This window comes from Azotobacter salinestris (genome assembly GCF_009363155.1).
Taxonomy (GTDB): domain Bacteria; phylum Pseudomonadota; class Gammaproteobacteria; order Pseudomonadales; family Pseudomonadaceae; genus Azotobacter; species Azotobacter salinestris.
The window spans coordinates 4,884,862-4,902,736 of record NZ_CP045302.1 but is presented as its reverse complement, the minus strand read 5'-3'; the positions used below and the strand labels follow the sequence as shown (position 1 = coordinate 4,902,736).

Here is a 17,875-nt window from a genome sequence, read left to right as displayed (position 1 = left end):
TTTCTGCCTGTTGCAGCGGGTCGCTTGGGGACGCGGCGGCACCTCGTCAGTGCGCACGTCCCCTCGCTCGATTTGTAAGGATGAGACTTTATTCGTGCTCCAGAGGTAGTCAGCGAACTGGGCTTTGCTTGGACGATCTGAAGCAGCTCATTGGCGGCCAGGATATCAAGCTCCCGCATCGCCTTCAGCGCCTCGGCCTCCTGTACAGAACCCCACTACCGCCGTCCCTTCCAAAGCAGTAGCATTTCGACATAAATCCCCCTGTTCACCAGCCCCCATGGAAGGAGCCGGCATCAGACCGGCACCCTTCAATCAAGGAGACAACGTGCGTATCCCTGTAGTCATGATGTTCATTGCCGCAGCCGCTCTCGCCACAGACGCAGATGCCAGGAGACGTGGAGGCAGCAGCAAGTCTTACCGCTCCTATTCATCCTCTTCATATAAGAGCTATACGCCCAGCTACACACCAAAGGGAAAGCCGTGTGGAGACTCATACATAGCGGCAGATAAGACGTGCCATATTGGCTCGTCAACTGCTCGTACAGCAGCAGCTGCAGCAGCCGGCACGGCAGCTGTTGGAGCCGCCGGCCTTGCTCTGGCAGCCGACAATAACTACTACGTTTCGGTCCCGACGCTGAATGTCCGCAGCGAGGAATCGACTGCCGGCAAGGTGCTGAAGCAGCTCAAGAAGGGCGACAGCGTGCACGCTTACGAGATCAGCTCAGGCTGGGTCCGGATCTCTCCGGAAGGCGTAGCTCCTGAATGGATAATTGGCAGTTCTTTGAGCAATTCTAAGCCCTGATTTGGCAAAGGGCGGAGATCCTATTACTCCGCCCCACTCATCCAACCTCGCCCTGTACGAGTGTATGAGGCCATGAATAAACCCTACCCCACCTCCAAGGCCTGCTCATGTCCGAATCAATCCCTCTCGCAGACTATATCCCCACGCTAAAAGACCTTATCGCTCCCATATTGATCACAGCGATTTATTGGGGCTTAAAGAAGGTCGGGATTTCTACCCTTCTTTCAATGCTTGGCCTGCTGCGCAGGCTACGAGCGAAAGAACTATGGAAAGCAAAAAAGCTGCGAACAGATCCCCTTGCCATACAACGACAAATTACTAAAGAGGGGGCTTTGTTCACTGCCTTTTCAATTAGTGTGGCCACATCTCTAGGGCTATTGCTACTTACCACCCAAGGGCGCCCCTTTGTCGTGCAAGTAGTTCTCTTCTTTTTCTACATGCTCCCAGTGTTGACGTTTGAAGTTTGGTGGCTTTGGCAAAGGGACTTTGTCGATACCTTACTCTGCGAGTCTGCTCGTATTGGGAACGGATTCCGCAGGATGATTCCCGCACGCCCCCAATCAGAAAAGCGCACTCAGGCTCGGAGAAAGCGCCAGGAGCAAGCTAATAACCAGAAGAAAAACACAAGCCACCTCAAGCAGGTTGCGCGAAGAATGACTTAGCCTTAGGCCACACAAGGCATATTAGAGGCTAGTTTAGAAGCAGCGGCCCAGACACTTTAGTTAGTCTTACCACAGAAACAGAAAGCCCCGCTCAAGACGGGGCTTCGTAACTCATCCTCAGCGGCACAACAGCTTGCGCATCAAGCAACTATAGGAAAGTTCTGCTCCCCAAAGACATAAGCAGGCCGGGCGCACGTACAGGGGATCCATCATCCTTTTCTCGACGCAGAACTTGGGCGGCGCTTCCCCAATCACACGGAGGAAATCGCTTGGATTCAGGCAAAGCCCACAAGCCACGCCTGGCCGTACGTGCCTGTGCCTCGAGCGCGAGCAGGCTCTTGTCAATGTTATGCAGCCGATAAACCCAAGCCGCCCCCATGTTAACCATCTTGGCACTTACATCAATGTTGTCGACATAAACGCGCCCTACTAAGCGGCCATATTGGTCGGTTGTTTGCACTTCAACCATAACCCGTTTCCCAAGCACCAAATCTCTCAACACCTGTTTAGAGATGATGCCGTAGGGCTCCTGAAGGTTGGGCGTTTTCATCTTGGCCAACGTTACATTGACCGGCTGCTTGGCGTCAGTCAGGCAGCTAAAGTTAGCTCCATCCCCAATGCCGACTACTGTGCAGAAAGTTGGATGAGCGGAGGCAAACGTAGTTACGCCAGATAGCAATGAAGATGCGAACAACTTAAAGCGCATGAAATTTCCTATTGGGACGTTAATGCCAAATTGGCATTATCCCATCGCAAAGCGGAAATAAGATGACAAAAATCAAGACACAAAGAATCGATCTGGCCTTGGGTTGTTGCCAGCCTCCATCACCGGACACAACCATTACTTCTCCCGCATCCCCCTCACTGCTCGGCCTTCAATGATCCGTACAGCAGTGAGTACGTCCTATCGAATAGCCTCCAGCCTCCGCCCGTAAACCAGACCGACGGATACGCCCCAACTCGACTGTTACAAGCCTAGTCAAGCAGCCTGCTCGACCAGCACGCCCTCGGCCTGAAGGATCTCCTGCGCCTCGACCAACGCCTCGTTTACCATGGCCTCCAGGCTCTTGCAGATATCCGCCCGCCAACGCCGGCGAGTGCGCTCCGGCCGCGCCTCCGGATCCCAGGTGCTCATATCGTAAAAGCTGGCCGGCAGCACGAGCATGTCGGTCGAGCGCTTGCCCTCCTTCCCCTTCAGCGGCGGAATTGCCCAAGCCGTGACCGCCTTGTAGCGGAACAGCTGAGGAGCCGGCGACTCCACCAGCAGCACCAGGTAGCCGATGGCATCCACCTTGCGCCCCTTGTGGGTGCTGTACTTGGCCACCAGTGCATCCCATAGCCGTGGCGGCAGCTGGCTGTGCAGGCGCGCGTGCACCAGGCAATCCATGTCCAGCATTTCCCGGGCGCTCAGCACCCTCCCACCCGCCGCTGTCAGATCGCCAGCCTGGTACAGCGTCTGCCAGGCCTGCTTGGCCGTGTTGTCGATGCATTCGGCTGCCAGGCAGCGAACAACGGCACTCAATACGTCACGGTAGATGGTCACGCTGCTTTCCCCCACTTCGAATTTTGAAAACGCATCCGCACTTCACGGGCCATCACCTCTGCGCTCCTTCCGCTTGCAGCGGGACAACCTTGACCTCGACCCTCGGGTTCTCGGCGTAGCGCTTGGCCAAGAACACATTCACCACTTGGGTGTCGTCCCGCCAGACAACGCCGTTCAGCGCGTCGCAGACTGCCTTCAGGCAGTTGTCGGCATCACACTTGACGGTGGGCATTACCTCGCCGGCCAGCGCCATCGCCTGGCGCTTCTTGGACCAGGAGCGCGGAACCGGGTGGAACATGCGGAGTTCCATCAGCACCGGCCCGACGATGAGCGGCCGGCCAGCCAGCGCCTCTTGGGCAGCCATTGCCACCAGCCCCTCGTAGTTGGCCGTCTTCTGCGGCGTGAACATGCGGGCATGCTGCCCAACCTTGCCGATGCGAGGCCTACCCTTCCCTACCGGCTCGCCCGGCACAACGAACACGACGGGGGCGAAGTCAGCCATTGGCCTTCCCTCCCCTCATGTTCCGGTACCGATCAGCCATGCTGGTGACTTTGGTCTGAGCGGGCCTCTGCTCGTCGAAGTCGAGCTCATCAAGAGCGCCAGGTGCCAGTTGCTCGAAGCGCGAATACTTGCCCAGGAACGCGCACCTGACCGTGCTGGGTTCGCCATTGCGGTGCTTGCCGATGATGATCTCGGCGATCCCCCTGTACTGGGTGTCCGGGTGATACACCTCGTCGCGGTACACGAACATGATCACGTCGGCGTCCTGTTCGATAGCCCCTGACTCGCGCAGGTCGGACATCATCGGGCGCTTGTTCGGGCGCTGCTCCAGCGAGCGGTTGAGCTGGGACAGCACGATGACCGGAATGCCCAGCTCCATGGCGAGCAGCTTGCACTGACGCGACATGTCACTGACATCCTCGACCCGGCTGCCCTTGCCGGAGCCTTCGAGCAGTTGCAGGTAGTCCACCACCAGCAGGCTGAGCCCATGGCGGCGCTTGTGCCGTCGGGCCAGGGCGCGCAGCCTGGCCGCAGTCAGCCCAGGGCGGTCGGCCATGAACAACTTCGAGCACTTGACCTTCGACGCGGCAGCCGCCAGCTCGGTACCGAAGTCGGCAGGAGCGGAGCCGTTCTTGATCGCGGTCAGCGGGATGCGCCCCAGAGACGCCAGGATGCGGTCCATCAGGCCGCCGTTGGTCATCTCCAGCGACACCACCAGCGCCGGCAGCCCGGCGCAGCACGCGGCATGCTCGGCGATGTTGATCGCCAGCGCGGTCTTGCCCATCGCTGGGCGCCCGGCGATCACGACCATGTCGCCCGGCTTCAGGCCCATGAGCCTGTCGTCCAGGTCGCCGATGCCAGTGGACAGGCCGTCGAGTTTTCCGCCCAGATCGGACCGGCGTTGCAGCTCGTCAAGGTGGTCGATCAGCACGTCGGCAGCATGACGGACCTCATGGGCTGAGGTCTTGGAATCCAGCCCCATGACCATGGCCTGGGCGGCACCGACCTTGTCGGCCTGGCTGGCGTCGCTGTAGGCCAGTTCGCGCAGGCGGTCACCGGCGGAGATCAGCGAACGGTCCACCGCCCGCTGCCGCACTGTCTCGGCGTAGGTCATACCGTTGGCCGCCGATGGAACGTTCTTGGCGATCAGGCCCGCCAGGTACAGGGCCGACTCTGGACCGTTCTCGGTCACGACCGTGCCCAGGTAATCCCCCAGGGTGACGGCGTCGACCGGTTTCCCCTCACCGTGCAGCGCCAGGATGCCACGGTAAAGATCGCCGTTCTCGGGCCAATAGAAATCCTCCGCCGTGAGCTCGGCGGACAGCACGTCGATGAGCTCGTTGCGCAGCAGCATGGCACCCAGAGCGCCGTGCTCGGCCTCCAGGCTGAACGGGTCACGCATGGTAATTTCCCTCGACGATTTTCACGAAGTTGGTTGGCGCGATGATCCAGTCGAACGTCGCTCGGAATGGGGTACCGCCATTGCGGCCAGGGGTCTTGCCCATCAGGAACGGCGAGGCCCGGATGGTCTCGAACAGATCTCGCCAGAACTCCAGCGAGCGGTGAGCTTCGTGCTCCCGCCATCGGCCCTGCAGGTGCCTGCGCCGAGAGTCGTTCAGGAGCGCCACCTGGGGCAGCTCGGGCAAGATCTCGTGGTACAGGTCCACGATGGCCTGGGCTGGACAGGGCGCCATGCGCCGGATTGCCGGATTTTCCTGATCGCTTTCGCTGTCGCCGGGCGGATCGGGTTGGTGCGCAGCGCCAACGAGTACACCGTCAGGTGTACTTAGCTCTTGATCTTTAATCCCTGTCCCTGTCCCTGTCCCTGTCCCTGTCTTAGCCGTGTCAGGTGCGTGACCTGTCACAGTGACCGGTGCGTGACCTGTCACATTTTTTGGGAGTGCTTCGTACCGTGACCTAAGCTCGGACGTCTGCGTGTTCCATGGCAGGACAATTCCTGCTCCGCGCAGGGCTTCGAACATCCGCTTACGATCCTCGCGCTCCCGCTGTTTGCGGGCCTTCTCGTTTTCCTTGGCCTCGCGATACTCGACACGCTCAGCCCAAGCATCGAGCGCCTTCTCGGCAACAACTGGATGGTAAAGACGGCCGTCGGAACACTCGACGAAACCGCGAAGTGCACCAGCGCGAACCTTGCGCCATCCCTTCAAGTCGCCGCGGCCATAGCCCGCGTAGGTGGCCAAAGCAGTGTCGGAATTTGGCAGAGAGCCGGCCGGAACCTGTCCCCACGACGCGCACCAGAGCAGAATTGCTGCACGAAATTCGTCGCCAGTCGCCTCGATTGCGAGGCCGCTATCGCGCAGCCTGGCGACATCCAAAGGCATGAACGGGAGTCCGCGCAGGTCAACTTCCGGCGGTACCAACGGATCAGGAAGAGACATTGCTGCCTCCAAAATGCGGTTCGTTGTTGAGCAGCGACGCTCGCAGGTGCGCGATGCACTCCTGCTTCATCCTCTTCCGGGCTTCATCGCTAAGGCGCTGGTGCACGAGCTGGGCAGCTCGCATGGCTATTGCCTGATGGAATTCCTGGCTACCGGCCGGGACAGGGATTGGCGCGGCAAAGCACGCAAGCACCCGACCGAGGACAGGGCTGATCACCTCGGTGGCCATCAGTCCGCCTCAAGCTGATCGACGCCCTGGATGTGCTCCATCCAGCGCTTCGATCCGTGGATGAACATCTCGATGTCCCGCTCGTTGAAGCAGCGCATCTCACTGGGCACGACCTTCAGATCCAGCACCGCCAAGATCTCGGCGAACTGCTGGAACTTCTCCGGCTTCATCCTGCTGATCGTCGCCTCGTCGCAGCCGACCGCAAGCGCGACTGGTGCGTTGCCGACCGACGCAAGCCTCTGCATGAGGATGATGAAGTTCTTGCGAGCCCTTGCGGCCTGCTCCTGGCTCAATTGGGTCGTGGCCATGATTAGGCTGCCGACTGAGCTTCGAGAGCCACTCGATGCAGATTCTCGATGGCTTTTCCGATGGTGTAGGAAACCTTCGAGCCTTTCAGGGCCCGATGGATGTTCGGCTGACTGGTACCCACCTTTTCGGCGATGGACTTTTGGGAGTAACCCCACTCGATCAGGTTGGCCAGCATCTGCTGGATGGACATAGGCGCTCTCCAATGCGTTTGCGTATTGAAATGATCATACGCACACGCATTGACACCCGCAATAGACTTTCAATACGTATACGAATAGGAGTTCCGATGAAGATCGGTGAGCGAATCGCCGCAGAGATGCTGCGCCTGGGGATTTCTGAGGGTGAGCTTGGAAGGCGATCAGGCGTGAATCAGCCGACGATTCACCGCATCATCACCGGAGACTCCAAGAGCCCCCGACAGGCAAACGTGGAAAAAATAGCCAAGGCCCTTGGCGTCACTCCGGAATGGCTGTGGCGCGGCGAAGGAGCACAGCCATTGAGTGATCTGGTCGGTATTGACAACGTCTCTCCAGCAGCTCAGCCGGACAGGCTCTATCGCTATCCGGTTGTCAGCGAAGTGCAGGCCGGAGCATGGACTGAGGCTGTCCAGCCATATGAGCCAGGGGCCGAGGACCGCTTTGAACTGACCGATTACCAGGCCAGGGGCCCAGCCTTTTGGCTGGAGGTTACTGGCGATTCAATGACCTCACCAGTGCCACCCAGCATTCCCGAAGGACATTTCATCTTGGTGGATACTGGCCTTATCCCGCAGCCTGGCGATCTTGTTGTGGCCAAGCTCGATACCGAAGACCGAGCAACTTTCAAGAAGTTGGTTTCCGATGCCGGGCAGCTCTACCTGAAGCCTCTGAACCCAGCCTATCGGATGATCCCCATCGACGGGAATTGCCGCCTGATTGGGGTCGTGAAGGAAGCGAAACAACGGTTTTAGCCAGCGCCGTCTGCCCGCCGAGCAAGATCCAGATGCAATCCACCCACCATAACTACTATCTACGCAAGGAAGCCCAATGCGCTCCACGCTCGCAGTCCTGCTGCTCGCCCTCGCCTCCCCACTCGCCCTGGCCCTCCAGCCTTCCGAAGCGCCCCGCACCTTCCGCGAGGCCAAGGAGATTGCCTGGAAGATCGTAAGCGATCCATAAACCTTTCAATTACCCATAGCGGGAAGCGACGAGTAGTGCTCCCAGCTTGATGTCCATGAGACGGCACCAGCCTCGCCAGAGAACGACATTGCCGGGTGGCGGATCCGAGGCACGGGCGAGATAGCCGCCAAGCCTCGCAATGTGAATCAGGTAGTCGGAAAGTGTCCTCGATGGAGGAGGTTGGCCGGTGGCGTCGATCATCCGGTCAAGCAGGCCAATTTCGTCCCGGGTCAAGGCAATGCGGGGAGAGGCCTCGGGCTCGGTGCGGTTGAGCATGGTCATCCAGAACAGACGCCAGGCAATGATGCAGAACAAGGCTATGAGATTGACCAGACGCTCGGCCGTCCTGAGCCTGGCTTCCTCCGCACGGCAGCCGGATTTCAGGATCTTGTGGAACGACTCGATCTTCCAGCGCAGGGCATACCAGTCAAGCTTCTCGATCGCCTCCTGCGGCGAGGTGACCGGCAAGTCGGTGATGAGTTGCCAGTCGATGGCCGGCCTGCCGCTCGGCTCCCCACGCTCCCGCGCCTGGATCACGGTCAGGTCGATGGCCGAATAACGTTTCTGCTTGCCGATCGGCGGTAGCACGTGGATACGACGATAACGAAGCTCGACGATGGCTCGGGTGGTTTTCCTGCCCTCTTCGACCAGGACGTCATGAAGTCCCTGGACGGCAACCTCGCTCATCTGGTCGGCAATCGTCTGTTTGCCGCTGCCGGCCAGGCGGTCGACACAGGTCCTGACAAGGAAATGGGTACCGGCAGAGCGTGCCGCACAGAAGAACTCATAGATATCGTTTTCCCGGTCCCCGACATGGACCAGCCGTGCCGGATCGCCGAGCAGCGCGGTAGCATCGCGCAGGTTTTCCAGCCAGCGGACGCTCTCCTTGTGCTCGATCGGCACGCGGGTCGGATTGATCCGGCGCTTGAGAGCCGTCACTCCCCTGAACTTCGAGCGTGTCCAGAAGCGGATTGCGGCCAGTCCCAGGGGGAGCCCCTCCGGCGTGACGACCAGGCTGGAATGCATCAGCAGGCCACAGAGCGTATGCATGGGCCTGCGGCCATCGGTTTTCCGGCCGGGGATGGTGGTAAGCGTGCCGATCTGCTCGGGGTGCGCCCGCTTGTACGAAAACTCGGTCGTATCCTGAAGGACCAGCAGGGGACCGTCGACGGCAGCAGCGCGAATACGCGTCGACTGGAAATGCCCGGCCAGAATCCGCGCCTCGTCTACTGCCGTGTTGGAAAGGAAGCGGTAGGCCGCCTTGGTATTCGCCCAGTCCTGGCAGGCCAGCGGGATGGGTTCTCCCACGGCATTCGCCATTTGCAGCAGCAGCTTGCGCAGCCGCCGGCCAAGGCGTTCGTCCCGGAACGTCGAGCCGGCGAGTTCCTGTTCAATCCAGGAGGCGTCAGCCAAAACAGAGCGGTCCATGGGACACCTCGGCTATGCGTTTCGGTGCCTCCAATGAATCATGTGGCGGCCTCTTGTCACAAGCTCATATGGACCGGTCGCAGATATGGGTAATTGAAAGTCCATAAACCCCATCTGTTGACGGTCGAGCCGGTCGTTTACAGTGGCGCCGTCGGCGTGCAACTTGATTTTGCTGATATGCTAGAAGCTGTTGGGGCAGGCTTTATTGGGGCGCTGGAAGATGAGTTGGCACGGTACAGAGGGCACTCGAATCCAGAAGATCATCAGCTCGTTGGCCACCCAGATGGCAGGGGAAGCGATCATCCAACTCCTATCAGCTAAATTCGAGGCTGGTTGGGAACACTTCCTCGATGCAATCGTCGAGAGCGATAAGGTCGCGATCAACTCCTCTTTGTCAGCTCAAGAGATCCAGCTTGAACGTGAGCGAGTCGCTCAGCAAAAGGAGGCGATGCGCCAACGTGCCGAGCAAGAGCGGCAGAAGAATGAAGCATGGGAGCGCTTCTACACCCCCGCCCAGGCCTGCGAACTCCCTGAATCTCAAGCTCGCGTTGATGTCTACACGGCTCGAGAAGCACGATTCCGAAAAGAGTTTGAACAGCTCTGGGCGGCAGGCGAGTTCTCGCAGCCCAGAGCGTGAAGCTGTGGTCAACGAGACACCGTCATCGCGTTTTTCTCACCCCTTCGCACACTCCCCCAGCCGCTCTCGCAGCCAGGCCTTCTCCTGATCGGCGAGTCGGGCTAGAACGCGCCTCCGATGACCCGCCAGAATTCTCCTGCGTTCTTCAGGCGTAAACCGATTCCAGTCGTGGAAAAGATCAGCAGATTGGTCTGCCTCGGCGGCTGCATGCTGGCGTACCCACATGCCGAGGGCTGCACAAACAACGGATAGAAGAAAGCCGGCCAGCGCAAAAAGAAGCATGGTAGGTGTCATGTTTCTTCCCTGAATTGTTGTGTCTTTTATAAAAACATAGCGCTTTAGTCGGGAATGTCATGAGTTCCTGATGAACGGCATGCGAGCAACCAAGCACCTGCCATATCGCCTTGCTGTATGCTGTATATAGATACAGATAGGAGCAAGCTCTATGGCCAAGCCAGGCAAGAAAACCGCCGTCCGCCAGTCCTCAAGCTATGAGCTGATGGGCGCTCGCATTCAGAAGCTCATCAACTCACCGAAGGCGCAGCAGGCCAGGGATGTGACAGTCCACCGCCTGCCGGAAGAATCGGCAGCAGACTGGTCGCGCTTCATCGAGGAGGTTGCCGAGGCTGAGAATGTCAGGGTCGAATACGTCGAGGGCGATGGTGTTCGGCTTACTTGGACCGTGCCGGCCGACTAACCCTGCCCCCGTTCCAGAATGGCAATCCGGGCCTACCCCGCGCGGGGCTTTTCATCTCAGCCCGTCATAAAATCTTCACTGTGGCAGGGGCACAATGTTCAGGCTTCTTGAAGAAGAAGCACCATTTGAAGCCCACCAGCCTGAAGTCGGTGGGCTTTTTCTTTACCTTCCTTTCTGACCTCCAAGTCCGCTCTCCAACCGCTTCAACCGCAGCCAAACCCGCTCTTGCTCGGCGAACTTGTCCAGCATATCGCTCGGCACGCCGTCAAACCTACGCAACTCTTTCAATCGTATCCATTTGTTCAAATACAGCCTCAGGACGAACAAACCGCAGAACAACAGCGCAAGGGAAAGAGCATTGTTGGTCAACATAGATCACCCTCCATGGCATGGTGATGTTGTAACTGTAGCAGAGTGGCTGCAGTTTACTTGGCATGTTTTTCCTCAGAAAGCATGAGACCTTTCCAGCTACCAAGCCCCCTGATCGTCACTCACATTATCTGGCATAGTGTTGGCAAAATCATGCAGGCTCTTTGATCGCACAATCAAATACATTCCAAAGCAAACAGCCCACAGCTCAAAAGCGCGAGAAGAGAAACGGTGTTGATCGCCCACATAGATTACCCTCCATGGCTTAGTGGTCTTGTAACCACTGTAGCAGGCGATTTCACCTTGAGAAGGCTTACGGACCAGCAGAGCGCTATCTAGCTCGGGGCTTTTCGCATCACCCCTTCGCGCACTCCCCCAGCCGATCTTGCAGCTAGGCCCTTTTCTGCTCCTCGGCGACCTGATCGCGCGCATGCTGCTGATACAGCGCGAGCCGCATCTTCTGCTCAAAGGGCGTGAGCCCTTTCCAGTTGCAGAGCAGCCCCTGATCGTTGCGCATGTTCTCCAGAACAGCGTCGTCAAAGTCATGCGGGTCTTTTGATTGTGCATTCAGCCACAGCCCCAAGGCGAATAGGCTGCAACTCAATAGCGCAAGGAAAAAAATAGTGCTGATCGTCCACATAGGATGCCCTCCATGGCTTGGTGATTTTTTAATCACTGTAGCAGGCGATCTCGCCTTGAGAAGGTCTACTGACCAACAGGCCTGTCTAGCATGGGGCTTTTCGTCTCATCCTTTCGCAACCACCCTCAGCCTCTCCCGCAGCCACTCCCTCTCCTGCTCTGCGATCCGGGCCCGCACGCGCTGCTGATAGATTGCTAGGCGCCTCTTCTGCTCGCTGCTGGTGAGTTCATCCCAACCGCGGAACAGACCGGTGTCGTCGACAGTTTCCAGGCTGGCTTCAAGATCCGGCCGCGGCAGCTTTTCCCCAGGATGCTTCAAAAGCGCGACTAGGCAGCAGCCCAGCACCACGACTACAACAACGACTTCAATGACCATCAGCGCCCTCCTTGGCTTGGCAAAAGTCAGTCGGTAATCCTAATCCGGCATCGAGGCAAACTCAAAGCTACGGGTCACAGCTTTCCCCACACGTTCTTCATGTCACCTTTTCGCACACGCGCTTGGCCGCTCCCGAAGCCAAGCCCTCTCCTGCTTAGCGATCTTGGTCTGCACGCGCCGTTGGTACAACGCCAAGCGCTGCCGTCTGGCAGCCGGCGTGAGCCAGTCCCAGCCAATGAAAAGAAGCTCATCGTCCGCCATCTCGTCCGGATCCGGAGCGCGCTCATCTTTGGGACGTGTCCATTCCTCGATGTAGAGGCCTATGGCAAACAAGCCACAGCCCGCCAATGCGAAAAATAGGATTGCGTCGAATGTCATCGCTACTGCTCCCTGGGCATCCTGGAACCTAAAATATCATTTTTCTGGCACTTTGGTATCAGGCAAGGTCAATACGCCATTAAAATGACACTTTCTGTTTCAAGCCAACCAGCAGCTTCTCTGGGATCTTGAAGCAGGCTGAACCTGCTCAAAAAGTTTACATATCGCCAGAGAGGCAACTCCGAATCACTTGATCCGGCGATTAGCCATTACTACTGTATGGACATACAGCGAAGCGGTAAGGAGATGTTGTATGTCGCGAGCAAGGGTCAAGCCTTCAAATCAACCACAAATCTCCAGCTACGAGCGGCTGGCTCTGCGCATCAGGGATGCGATCAGCACGCCTAGTGCCCAAGCCGCGCAGCAAACGGTGATCAGCCGAAGGCTGGATGAGTCACCTCAGGACTGGGAAAGGCTGCTGGACGAGATCAGAGATACCGAAGGAGTGCATGTGACACCGCAGGACGACGGGCGCGTGCGCCTTTCCTGGTATATCGAGCCCGCCCCCCAGACCAACTAGCAATCCAAGCTGAAAGAGAGCCCGCCGAGCGCGGGCTTTTTTCATGGTGGCCAAAAATTCAATGCATTTACGTATTGACCATTCCAATACGCTTTCGTATTGTTAATCCATCGACGCGCACACCGCGCCCGACAGGCAGCGATGCCTCGGCCCAGCCGGAACGCTCTTTAACAAGTCACCGCAATACGAAAACAGACCGCATTGCCTCTACCGGCGACCGGCGATCCGACAGGTCAGAAAGCCTGCCCACGCGAGGAACAACCTCGACGGCGGATCGAAGCGAAACGCTAAACCGCGCGAACGACCCGGCATGCAATGCGCCCCGCCACGCCCCGGCGGAAATGGGGCAGGAATCAGGCTGCGCCGTGCGGAATCGACGCCGCGGCCTGTGAACTGACATTGACGAGATTTTGCCGCGCAAGAGCCCAGTAGGTGAGCGTGGCCAGGAACACTGATTTCCTTGATGTCCTTCTCCCGAGGGACATCCGGGAAATCACCAACAGAAGGAAACCTCCATGAGCGAGTTCAAGGCCGGCCAGGCCGTGAAGTTCACCAACCCGCGTCAGCAGGTGAAAACCGGCACATACCGCGGCGAGATCAACACCGGTATCGGCCGCGGCCAGGGCATCTACGCCCAGGTCGAGGTCGATGGGAAGATCCTGAAGGTTCGGCCGAGCAGGCTGAGCGCTGCTTGACCACAATGGGCGCCCTGGCAACAGGGTGCCTGCAGGAGAGCGATCAATATGGACGAGACAAAGCTCCGCGCCGAGTTCGAGTCGTGGGTCTACCGTACAGTTGTAGACGTGACGCCAACTGACCTAGAGCGGGACGGCGAAATCTACGAGTGGGACAAGCTGAACATGGCCTTTGCAGCCTGGAAGGCTTCGCGTGAGGCGCTGGTGATCGAGCTGCCTCCAAGGGAGGACATGAAGTACCACATCTCAGGGACGCCGGCATGGGACAAATGCCGCACTGCCATCCACGCTGCCGGCATCCGCACCAGGTAGCCTGGCAGTGTGCATTGATGCCATTCGTCGCGGACAATTTGATAATAATTATCATTTGCATATGATAAAAGGCACACCGTAGGCAGATCGGTATGCAAGCCGCGTCAGCCGGCCATTGCCCACAATGGCCACGCCGGGTCTCACGGCACCGGCAAGGCGCGCGGCCTGTAAAAGTAATCTGCAAGCCGGGGGAAGCTCATCAGCCCTCTCCTCCTGGTAGGCACGCCAGCGGCAACAGAGTGCCCGCTTGGCCGGCGTAACCGGCCACACTTCCAACCTTTTTTCAAGAAGACCCGGTAGCACATGTGCTGCATGAGTCCTGTGAATAGCGCAGGGAAGGACCTTCCTACCGCTGGGTTTGTAAAGAGCTACCCGATAGCTACCTTACTTATTACTCCCTGTCAGCTGAGGGGAGTACTTCATACTTGCAATAGGCATCTGCAAGGAGCCGTCGGCAGATCGGCATGCTGGCAGCGTCAGCTGGCCATTCCTAATGGCCACGCCAGGGCACCTTGTCCCCCTGCAAAGCGCGTAGCCGGTTTGAATAATCTGCAAGACACGGAAGTTCGTGACACCGTCCCCGCCTGTAGTCACGCAGGCGTCAACAGAGTGACCGCCTGGCCGGCGTAACCGGCCATTCCCAATCCTCCTTGCCTACCTTCTGTCTTGCAGAGAGCCAGCCGCTTGGCTGGCTGTATATCTCGTAGCCTACCCTGCAAACACCGTCGGCGGATCGGCATGCCGACAGCGTGAGTCGGCCATTCCTGCAATGGCCACGCTGGGTTTCATGTCCCCGGCAAGACGCACCAGTCGGTTCGAGTAATCCGCAAGTCAGGTATCTTCCTCCCCTTGCTGGCAGGCACGCCAGTGGCGACAGAGTGCCCGCCTGGCCGGCGTAACCGGCCGCCCCCTCTTTCTCCAGATCCCCGTCCTCATCAGAAAGCCCCCTCCGCTCCGAGGCGGCTTCCTCATGCGCGCGCGACACCCACCCCCGACCAAACGAGAACCCTCACATGAAGCTGATCGACATAGTGCAATCGGCCGGCGTCGCCGCGGCCTCTACCCTGCTGATCTTTGCTGCCGGAGCCCTGGCCACCCACGAGGCCCAGGGCGCCGAGCTTCCGGCGCCGGACGTCACCCTGCGGAACGTGCAGATCCTGGACACCGCCCACGACTCTTGGGCAGTGGCGACCGCCGTCAACACCAGCGACCAGGCGCTGGTAGAGCCCGTCATCCTCCTGGAGCTGCCCGACGGCACCAAACTGCGCCACGTCGGCCCCTCCCGCATCGATCCCGGCGAAGCCTGGAGGATCTTCGAGCGCATACCTGGCGCATCGCAAATGCAGGCAGGAGAGCAGCATGGAAATCGCCATTGAGCACCGGGGGCTCCAGCTGACGCTGGAGGTTTACAGCGAGGGCGGCGTAGACCTGTTCACCGTCACTGGTATTGAACTGGCCGACGCTCCGTATGACGTTCGTGAGCTCGGCAAGCTGCTGGATTGCGACGCCTTTGAAATCGAGCGCCTCGGCCACGAAGAGCTGGCCAGGCAGCGCTGCATCAACCGCCTGGCCTCACAGGAGGAGCGTGCAGCATGAACACCTCACAGTTTGAGGCCGCAAAGGCTCGAGCCGAAAAGACCATCCGCCGTTACGTCGAAATGCTCGAGCGCAACGGCAGCAATGGCTGGCCCACCGAGTCATTTTGCGAGGGGCTGATCGCGATGGCCTACACGACCGGGCATCTTAATGATGTGGGCGTTCAGTACTGGAAGCGGCACCTGAAACGGGTCAAGGAAGCGCACTGGAAGAGCGTCAACGTAAAGATCGGAGCGGCAGCATGATCACCAGAGACCCACGCACCGCTCTGGCCTGGTGCAAGGCAGGCGGCTCCATCCGCATCGTCACAACTGGGACTACCCCTGCCATGTGCCGCGCCGATTACTGGCGGCACATCAAAGCAATTGCAGCTCTGGAAGCGAGGTGTGCGGCATGAGCCGTTACCAGCGCGCCCGGCGCCGCATCTTCTGGCGTGGCTTCGCCATCGCCCTCGTCATCTGGACTGCCTTCACCACCTTGGGCGCCCTTCTCGCCTGATCAGGACTACCACCATGAAAACCATCACTGTGCGGGCCTCGTCCTGGGGCTCACTATTCGACTGTGGGTTCCGCTGGGAGGGCGTCCACTTGCTGGGCATCAAGAGCCCCAGTAGCCCGCGCGCCCTGCTCGGCACCGCCATCCACGCCAGCACCGCGGCGTTCGATGCCGCCCGGGTCACCGGCGAGAAGCTGTCGACCTTCGACGCTGCCGAGCACCTGGTGCAGACCCTACGCCACCCCGAGTTCGACGTTGACTGGCGCGGAGCCGACATCACGCCCCGTGAAGCCGAAGTCACAGGCCTGGCGCTGCATACACGCTACTGCGATGAGATCAGCCCGCGCTACCACTACGTCGCTGTCGAGTTGGAGACCAGGCCCCTGGAGATCGACTGCGGCGGCGGCGTCATCGTGCGGCTGACCGGCACGCTTGATCGGGCACGCATCAAGCGCGACGCCGGCGGCGTGGGTATTGCCGACCTGAAGACTGGAACCGCTGCAGTGACCAGCGAGGGCGTGGCGAAGACCAAGGGGCACCGCCCGCAAGTCGGCACGTACGAACTGCTCTACGAGCACACCACTGGCGAGCCCTGCACGGCGCCGGCCGAGATCATCGGCCTCAAGACGAAGGGCAAGCCGGTGGCTGCTACCGGCGAGATCCACGGCGCGCGTGAGCTGATGGTCGGCAATGACCAGTTCCCCGGCCTGATCCAGATCGGCGCCGACATGTTCCGTAGCGGGCTGTTCCCGCCAAACCCACAGAGCTTCACCTGCAACCCCAAATACTGCGCCCGTTGGGGCGCGTGCCCATATAAGGACGGCTAACCCAATGAAAAGCCAAGACCTCTACATCCGCCTGGTCGACCCGATTGGCAAGCACGCCTCAATCATCAGCTACCACCGCGTATGGGACCGCCAGCGCTTCCTTGAGGCCCAGCGCGACACCCACGAACGCAAGGCCAAAGGCAACGACGTCCGCCACGTCGAGGTCGCCACCGAAGCCGACTACCGCAAGTTCATGTGCTACAAGGAGCAAACGGCATGAGCCAGACAGCCACACTCCAATCTCTCCAGCAGCCCGCCCAGCACCGCGATCAGAGCCACGTCGCTGTCAGCATGACCAACCTGCAGGGCTTCGAACTCGCTCAGCGCGCCGCCAAGCTGCTGGCCGCATCCAGCCTGGTGCCGAAGGAATACCAGGGCAACATGCCGAACTGTGTCATCGCCCTGAACATGGCGCAGCGCATCGGTGCCGATCCGCTTCAGGTAATGCAGAACCTGGTCATCGTGCACGGCCGACCGACTTGGTCAAGCCAATTCCTGATCGCTACCGTCAACACCAGCGGCCGGTTTTCCGCGTTGCGCTTCGAGTTCTTCGGCGAGCGTGGTTCTGACGACTGGGGCTGCCGCGCTTGGGCGATCGAGAAGGCCACCGGTGAGAAGCTGGTCGGATCTGACATCACCATCGGCATCGCCAAATCCGAAGGCTGGTATGGCAAGAACGGCAGCAAGTGGAAAACCATGCCTCAGCAGATGCTGATGTACCGCGCGGGAAGTTGGTGGACTCGCGCTTTTGCGCCGGAGCTATCGATGGGCCTTCACACCGCCGATGAGATGGGCGACGTGTACGACGCGCAGGCCGACATGAACGGCAGCTTCTCCGTCGACCTGGGGAGCTTGCGGCAGACCAACGACGATCCGCAGGTGAACAAGGAAACCGGCGAAATCATCGACCAGGCAGCCCTGGACCATCAGCCCGGCGAACGCCTCGATACCGTGTCTGGCGAGATTACCCGCACCGAGCAGGAGCCCCAGCCGGAGCCCGCTGCCACCGCGCCGCGGCAGTCCCGCCAGGCGCGCCAGACCGAGCCGCAACAGCAGCAAAGCGACCTCGGCGACCTGAGCATGGAGTGACCATGCCATGCCGAACCTAACCGTCATCGAACGGTTCGACCATGTGGAAGAGTTCAGCGCTCTGCTCGGGGCGGCTGAGCTCAGCGCCTCTACCGAATGGGACGAGTCGTTCATCGCCGACCTTCGCAGCAACTTCCAGCGCTATGGCGCCCACACCTATATCAGCGACGCCCAGCTCGAGCAGCTCGAGCGGATTGCCAACCAGTGAGGACCC

At 59.6% G+C, this 17,875-nt stretch carries 29 protein-coding genes; 16 read left to right on the top strand and 13 right to left on the bottom strand.

Translation table 11 applies throughout. The features are described from left to right. Positions 1-325 precede the first annotated feature (325 nt). On the top strand, positions 326-802 hold the full coding sequence (locus tag GCU53_RS23390; RefSeq protein ID WP_244306945.1) for an SH3 domain-containing protein: 477 nt from the start codon (positions 326-328) through the stop codon (positions 800-802). Positions 803-909: 107 nt separating this feature from the next. Then, the gene (locus GCU53_RS23385) at positions 910-1,464 is read left to right on the top strand and encodes a hypothetical protein (protein WP_152389712.1); all 555 of its coding nucleotides are present in this window, start codon (positions 910-912) and stop codon (positions 1,462-1,464) included. A 148-nt stretch (positions 1,465-1,612) separates the two neighbouring features. On the opposite strand, the gene GCU53_RS23380 is transcribed toward GCU53_RS23385, so the two are convergent. From GCU53_RS23380 to GCU53_RS23345, 8 genes are all read right to left on the bottom strand, one after another. Continuing rightward, positions 1,613-2,170, bottom strand: coding sequence for a thermonuclease family protein (locus GCU53_RS23380; protein ID WP_152389711.1), 558 nt, complete (start codon positions 2,168-2,170; stop codon positions 1,613-1,615). A 273-nt stretch (positions 2,171-2,443) separates the two neighbouring features. After that, positions 2,444-3,007 (bottom strand): hypothetical protein, encoded by a 564-nt coding sequence (locus GCU53_RS23375; protein WP_152389710.1) that lies wholly within the window; start codon positions 3,005-3,007, stop codon positions 2,444-2,446. Positions 3,008-3,059: 52 nt separating this feature from the next. Then, positions 3,060-3,509, bottom strand: a complete 450-nt coding sequence (locus GCU53_RS23370; RefSeq protein ID WP_152389709.1) for a RusA family crossover junction endodeoxyribonuclease — start codon at positions 3,507-3,509, stop codon at positions 3,060-3,062. Continuing rightward, positions 3,502-4,911, bottom strand: a complete 1,410-nt coding sequence (gene dnaB / locus GCU53_RS23365; RefSeq protein ID WP_152389708.1) for a replicative DNA helicase — start codon at positions 4,909-4,911, stop codon at positions 3,502-3,504. The genes GCU53_RS23370 and dnaB overlap by 8 nt, the downstream gene beginning before the upstream one ends. After that, positions 4,904-5,908, bottom strand: a complete 1,005-nt coding sequence (locus GCU53_RS23360; protein WP_152389707.1) for a DUF1376 domain-containing protein — start codon at positions 5,906-5,908, stop codon at positions 4,904-4,906. Before GCU53_RS23360 ends, dnaB begins: the two co-directional genes overlap by 8 nt. Continuing rightward, positions 5,895-6,137: a hypothetical protein gene (locus GCU53_RS23355; RefSeq protein ID WP_152389706.1), complete on the bottom strand. Its 243-nt coding sequence runs from the start codon at positions 6,135-6,137 to the stop codon at positions 5,895-5,897. The genes GCU53_RS23360 and GCU53_RS23355 overlap by 14 nt, the downstream gene beginning before the upstream one ends. Next, complete coding sequence (locus GCU53_RS23350; protein ID WP_152389705.1) at positions 6,137-6,445, bottom strand: CII family transcriptional regulator; 309 nt, start codon at positions 6,443-6,445, stop codon at positions 6,137-6,139. Before GCU53_RS23350 ends, GCU53_RS23355 begins: the two co-directional genes overlap by 1 nt. Before the next feature lie 2 nt (positions 6,446-6,447). Further along, a complete protein-coding gene (locus GCU53_RS23345) occupies positions 6,448-6,636 on the bottom strand; it encodes a hypothetical protein (protein ID WP_152389704.1) in 189 nt (62 codons plus the stop codon). A gap of 96 nt (positions 6,637-6,732) precedes the next feature. Here GCU53_RS23345 and GCU53_RS23340 point away from each other — a divergent pair, with 96 nt between their 5' ends. Together GCU53_RS23340 and GCU53_RS26635 are read left to right on the top strand one after the other, a co-directional pair. After that, the gene (locus tag GCU53_RS23340) at positions 6,733-7,395 is read left to right on the top strand and encodes a LexA family protein (protein WP_152389703.1); all 663 of its coding nucleotides are present in this window, start codon (positions 6,733-6,735) and stop codon (positions 7,393-7,395) included. Positions 7,396-7,471: 76 nt separating this feature from the next. Beyond that, complete coding sequence (locus GCU53_RS26635; RefSeq protein WP_280115848.1) at positions 7,472-7,603, top strand: hypothetical protein; 132 nt, start codon at positions 7,472-7,474, stop codon at positions 7,601-7,603. Between the two features lie 9 nt (positions 7,604-7,612). Here the strand turns inward: GCU53_RS26635 and GCU53_RS23335 are convergent, their stop codons facing one another. Further along, positions 7,613-9,031 carry an IS4 family transposase gene (locus GCU53_RS23335; protein WP_152387531.1) on the bottom strand — a complete coding sequence of 473 codons (1,419 nt, stop codon included), beginning with the start codon at positions 9,029-9,031 and terminating at the stop codon, positions 7,613-7,615. A gap of 220 nt (positions 9,032-9,251) precedes the next feature. Here GCU53_RS23335 and GCU53_RS23330 point away from each other — a divergent pair, with 220 nt between their 5' ends. After that, a complete protein-coding gene (locus GCU53_RS23330; protein WP_152389702.1) occupies positions 9,252-9,668 on the top strand; it encodes a DUF1654 domain-containing protein in 417 nt (138 codons plus the stop codon). A gap of 445 nt (positions 9,669-10,113) precedes the next feature. Continuing rightward, on the top strand, positions 10,114-10,365 hold the full coding sequence (locus GCU53_RS23325; RefSeq protein ID WP_152389701.1) for a DUF1654 domain-containing protein: 252 nt from the start codon (positions 10,114-10,116) through the stop codon (positions 10,363-10,365). Positions 10,366-10,527: 162 nt separating this feature from the next. On the opposite strand, the gene GCU53_RS23320 is transcribed toward GCU53_RS23325, so the two are convergent. The 4 genes from GCU53_RS23320 to GCU53_RS23305 all read right to left on the bottom strand — a co-directional run bounded on the left by GCU53_RS23320 (position 10,528) and on the right by GCU53_RS23305 (position 12,127). Then, positions 10,528-10,737: a hypothetical protein gene (locus tag GCU53_RS23320; RefSeq protein ID WP_152389700.1), complete on the bottom strand. Its 210-nt coding sequence runs from the start codon at positions 10,735-10,737 to the stop codon at positions 10,528-10,530. Between the two features lie 388 nt (positions 10,738-11,125). Beyond that, positions 11,126-11,374, bottom strand: a complete 249-nt coding sequence (locus tag GCU53_RS23315) for a hypothetical protein (protein ID WP_152389699.1) — start codon at positions 11,372-11,374, stop codon at positions 11,126-11,128. Positions 11,375-11,479: 105 nt separating this feature from the next. Beyond that, positions 11,480-11,749 (bottom strand): hypothetical protein, encoded by a 270-nt coding sequence (locus tag GCU53_RS23310; RefSeq protein WP_244306944.1) that lies wholly within the window; start codon positions 11,747-11,749, stop codon positions 11,480-11,482. Positions 11,750-11,851: 102 nt separating this feature from the next. Further along, on the bottom strand, positions 11,852-12,127 hold the full coding sequence (locus tag GCU53_RS23305; protein ID WP_152389698.1) for a hypothetical protein: 276 nt from the start codon (positions 12,125-12,127) through the stop codon (positions 11,852-11,854). A gap of 253 nt (positions 12,128-12,380) precedes the next feature. On the opposite strand from GCU53_RS23305, the gene GCU53_RS23300 reads away from it, so the two are divergent. The 10 genes from GCU53_RS23300 to GCU53_RS23255 all read left to right on the top strand — a co-directional run bounded on the left by GCU53_RS23300 (position 12,381) and on the right by GCU53_RS23255 (position 17,869). Further along, a complete protein-coding gene (locus GCU53_RS23300; RefSeq protein ID WP_152389697.1) occupies positions 12,381-12,647 on the top strand; it encodes a DUF1654 domain-containing protein in 267 nt (88 codons plus the stop codon). 515 nt (positions 12,648-13,162) lie between these two features. Next, positions 13,163-13,342, top strand: coding sequence for a hypothetical protein (locus tag GCU53_RS23295; RefSeq protein ID WP_152389696.1), 180 nt, complete (start codon positions 13,163-13,165; stop codon positions 13,340-13,342). 48 nt (positions 13,343-13,390) lie between these two features. Continuing rightward, on the top strand, positions 13,391-13,654 hold the full coding sequence (locus GCU53_RS23290) for a phiTE_015 family protein (RefSeq protein WP_152389695.1): 264 nt from the start codon (positions 13,391-13,393) through the stop codon (positions 13,652-13,654). Positions 13,655-14,667: 1,013 nt separating this feature from the next. Next, a complete protein-coding gene (locus GCU53_RS23285; RefSeq protein WP_152389694.1) occupies positions 14,668-15,030 on the top strand; it encodes a hypothetical protein in 363 nt (120 codons plus the stop codon). Continuing rightward, entirely contained in the window at positions 15,014-15,250 is a 237-nt protein-coding gene (locus GCU53_RS23280; protein ID WP_152389693.1) for a hypothetical protein, read from the top strand. Before GCU53_RS23285 ends, GCU53_RS23280 begins: the two co-directional genes overlap by 17 nt. Continuing rightward, complete coding sequence (locus tag GCU53_RS23275; protein WP_152389692.1) at positions 15,247-15,495, top strand: hypothetical protein; 249 nt, start codon at positions 15,247-15,249, stop codon at positions 15,493-15,495. The genes GCU53_RS23280 and GCU53_RS23275 overlap by 4 nt, the downstream gene beginning before the upstream one ends. A gap of 267 nt (positions 15,496-15,762) precedes the next feature. Continuing rightward, on the top strand, positions 15,763-16,572 hold the full coding sequence (locus tag GCU53_RS23270) for a RecB family exonuclease (RefSeq protein ID WP_152389691.1): 810 nt from the start codon (positions 15,763-15,765) through the stop codon (positions 16,570-16,572). 4 nt (positions 16,573-16,576) lie between these two features. Next, complete coding sequence (locus GCU53_RS23265; RefSeq protein WP_152389690.1) at positions 16,577-16,792, top strand: hypothetical protein; 216 nt, start codon at positions 16,577-16,579, stop codon at positions 16,790-16,792. Then, on the top strand, positions 16,789-17,661 hold the full coding sequence (locus GCU53_RS23260) for a recombinase family protein (protein WP_208845397.1): 873 nt from the start codon (positions 16,789-16,791) through the stop codon (positions 17,659-17,661). Before GCU53_RS23265 ends, GCU53_RS23260 begins: the two co-directional genes overlap by 4 nt. A 7-nt stretch (positions 17,662-17,668) precedes the next feature. Next, positions 17,669-17,869, top strand: a complete 201-nt coding sequence (locus GCU53_RS23255) for a hypothetical protein (protein WP_152389689.1) — start codon at positions 17,669-17,671, stop codon at positions 17,867-17,869. The last annotated feature ends 6 nt before the right edge of the window (positions 17,870-17,875 follow it).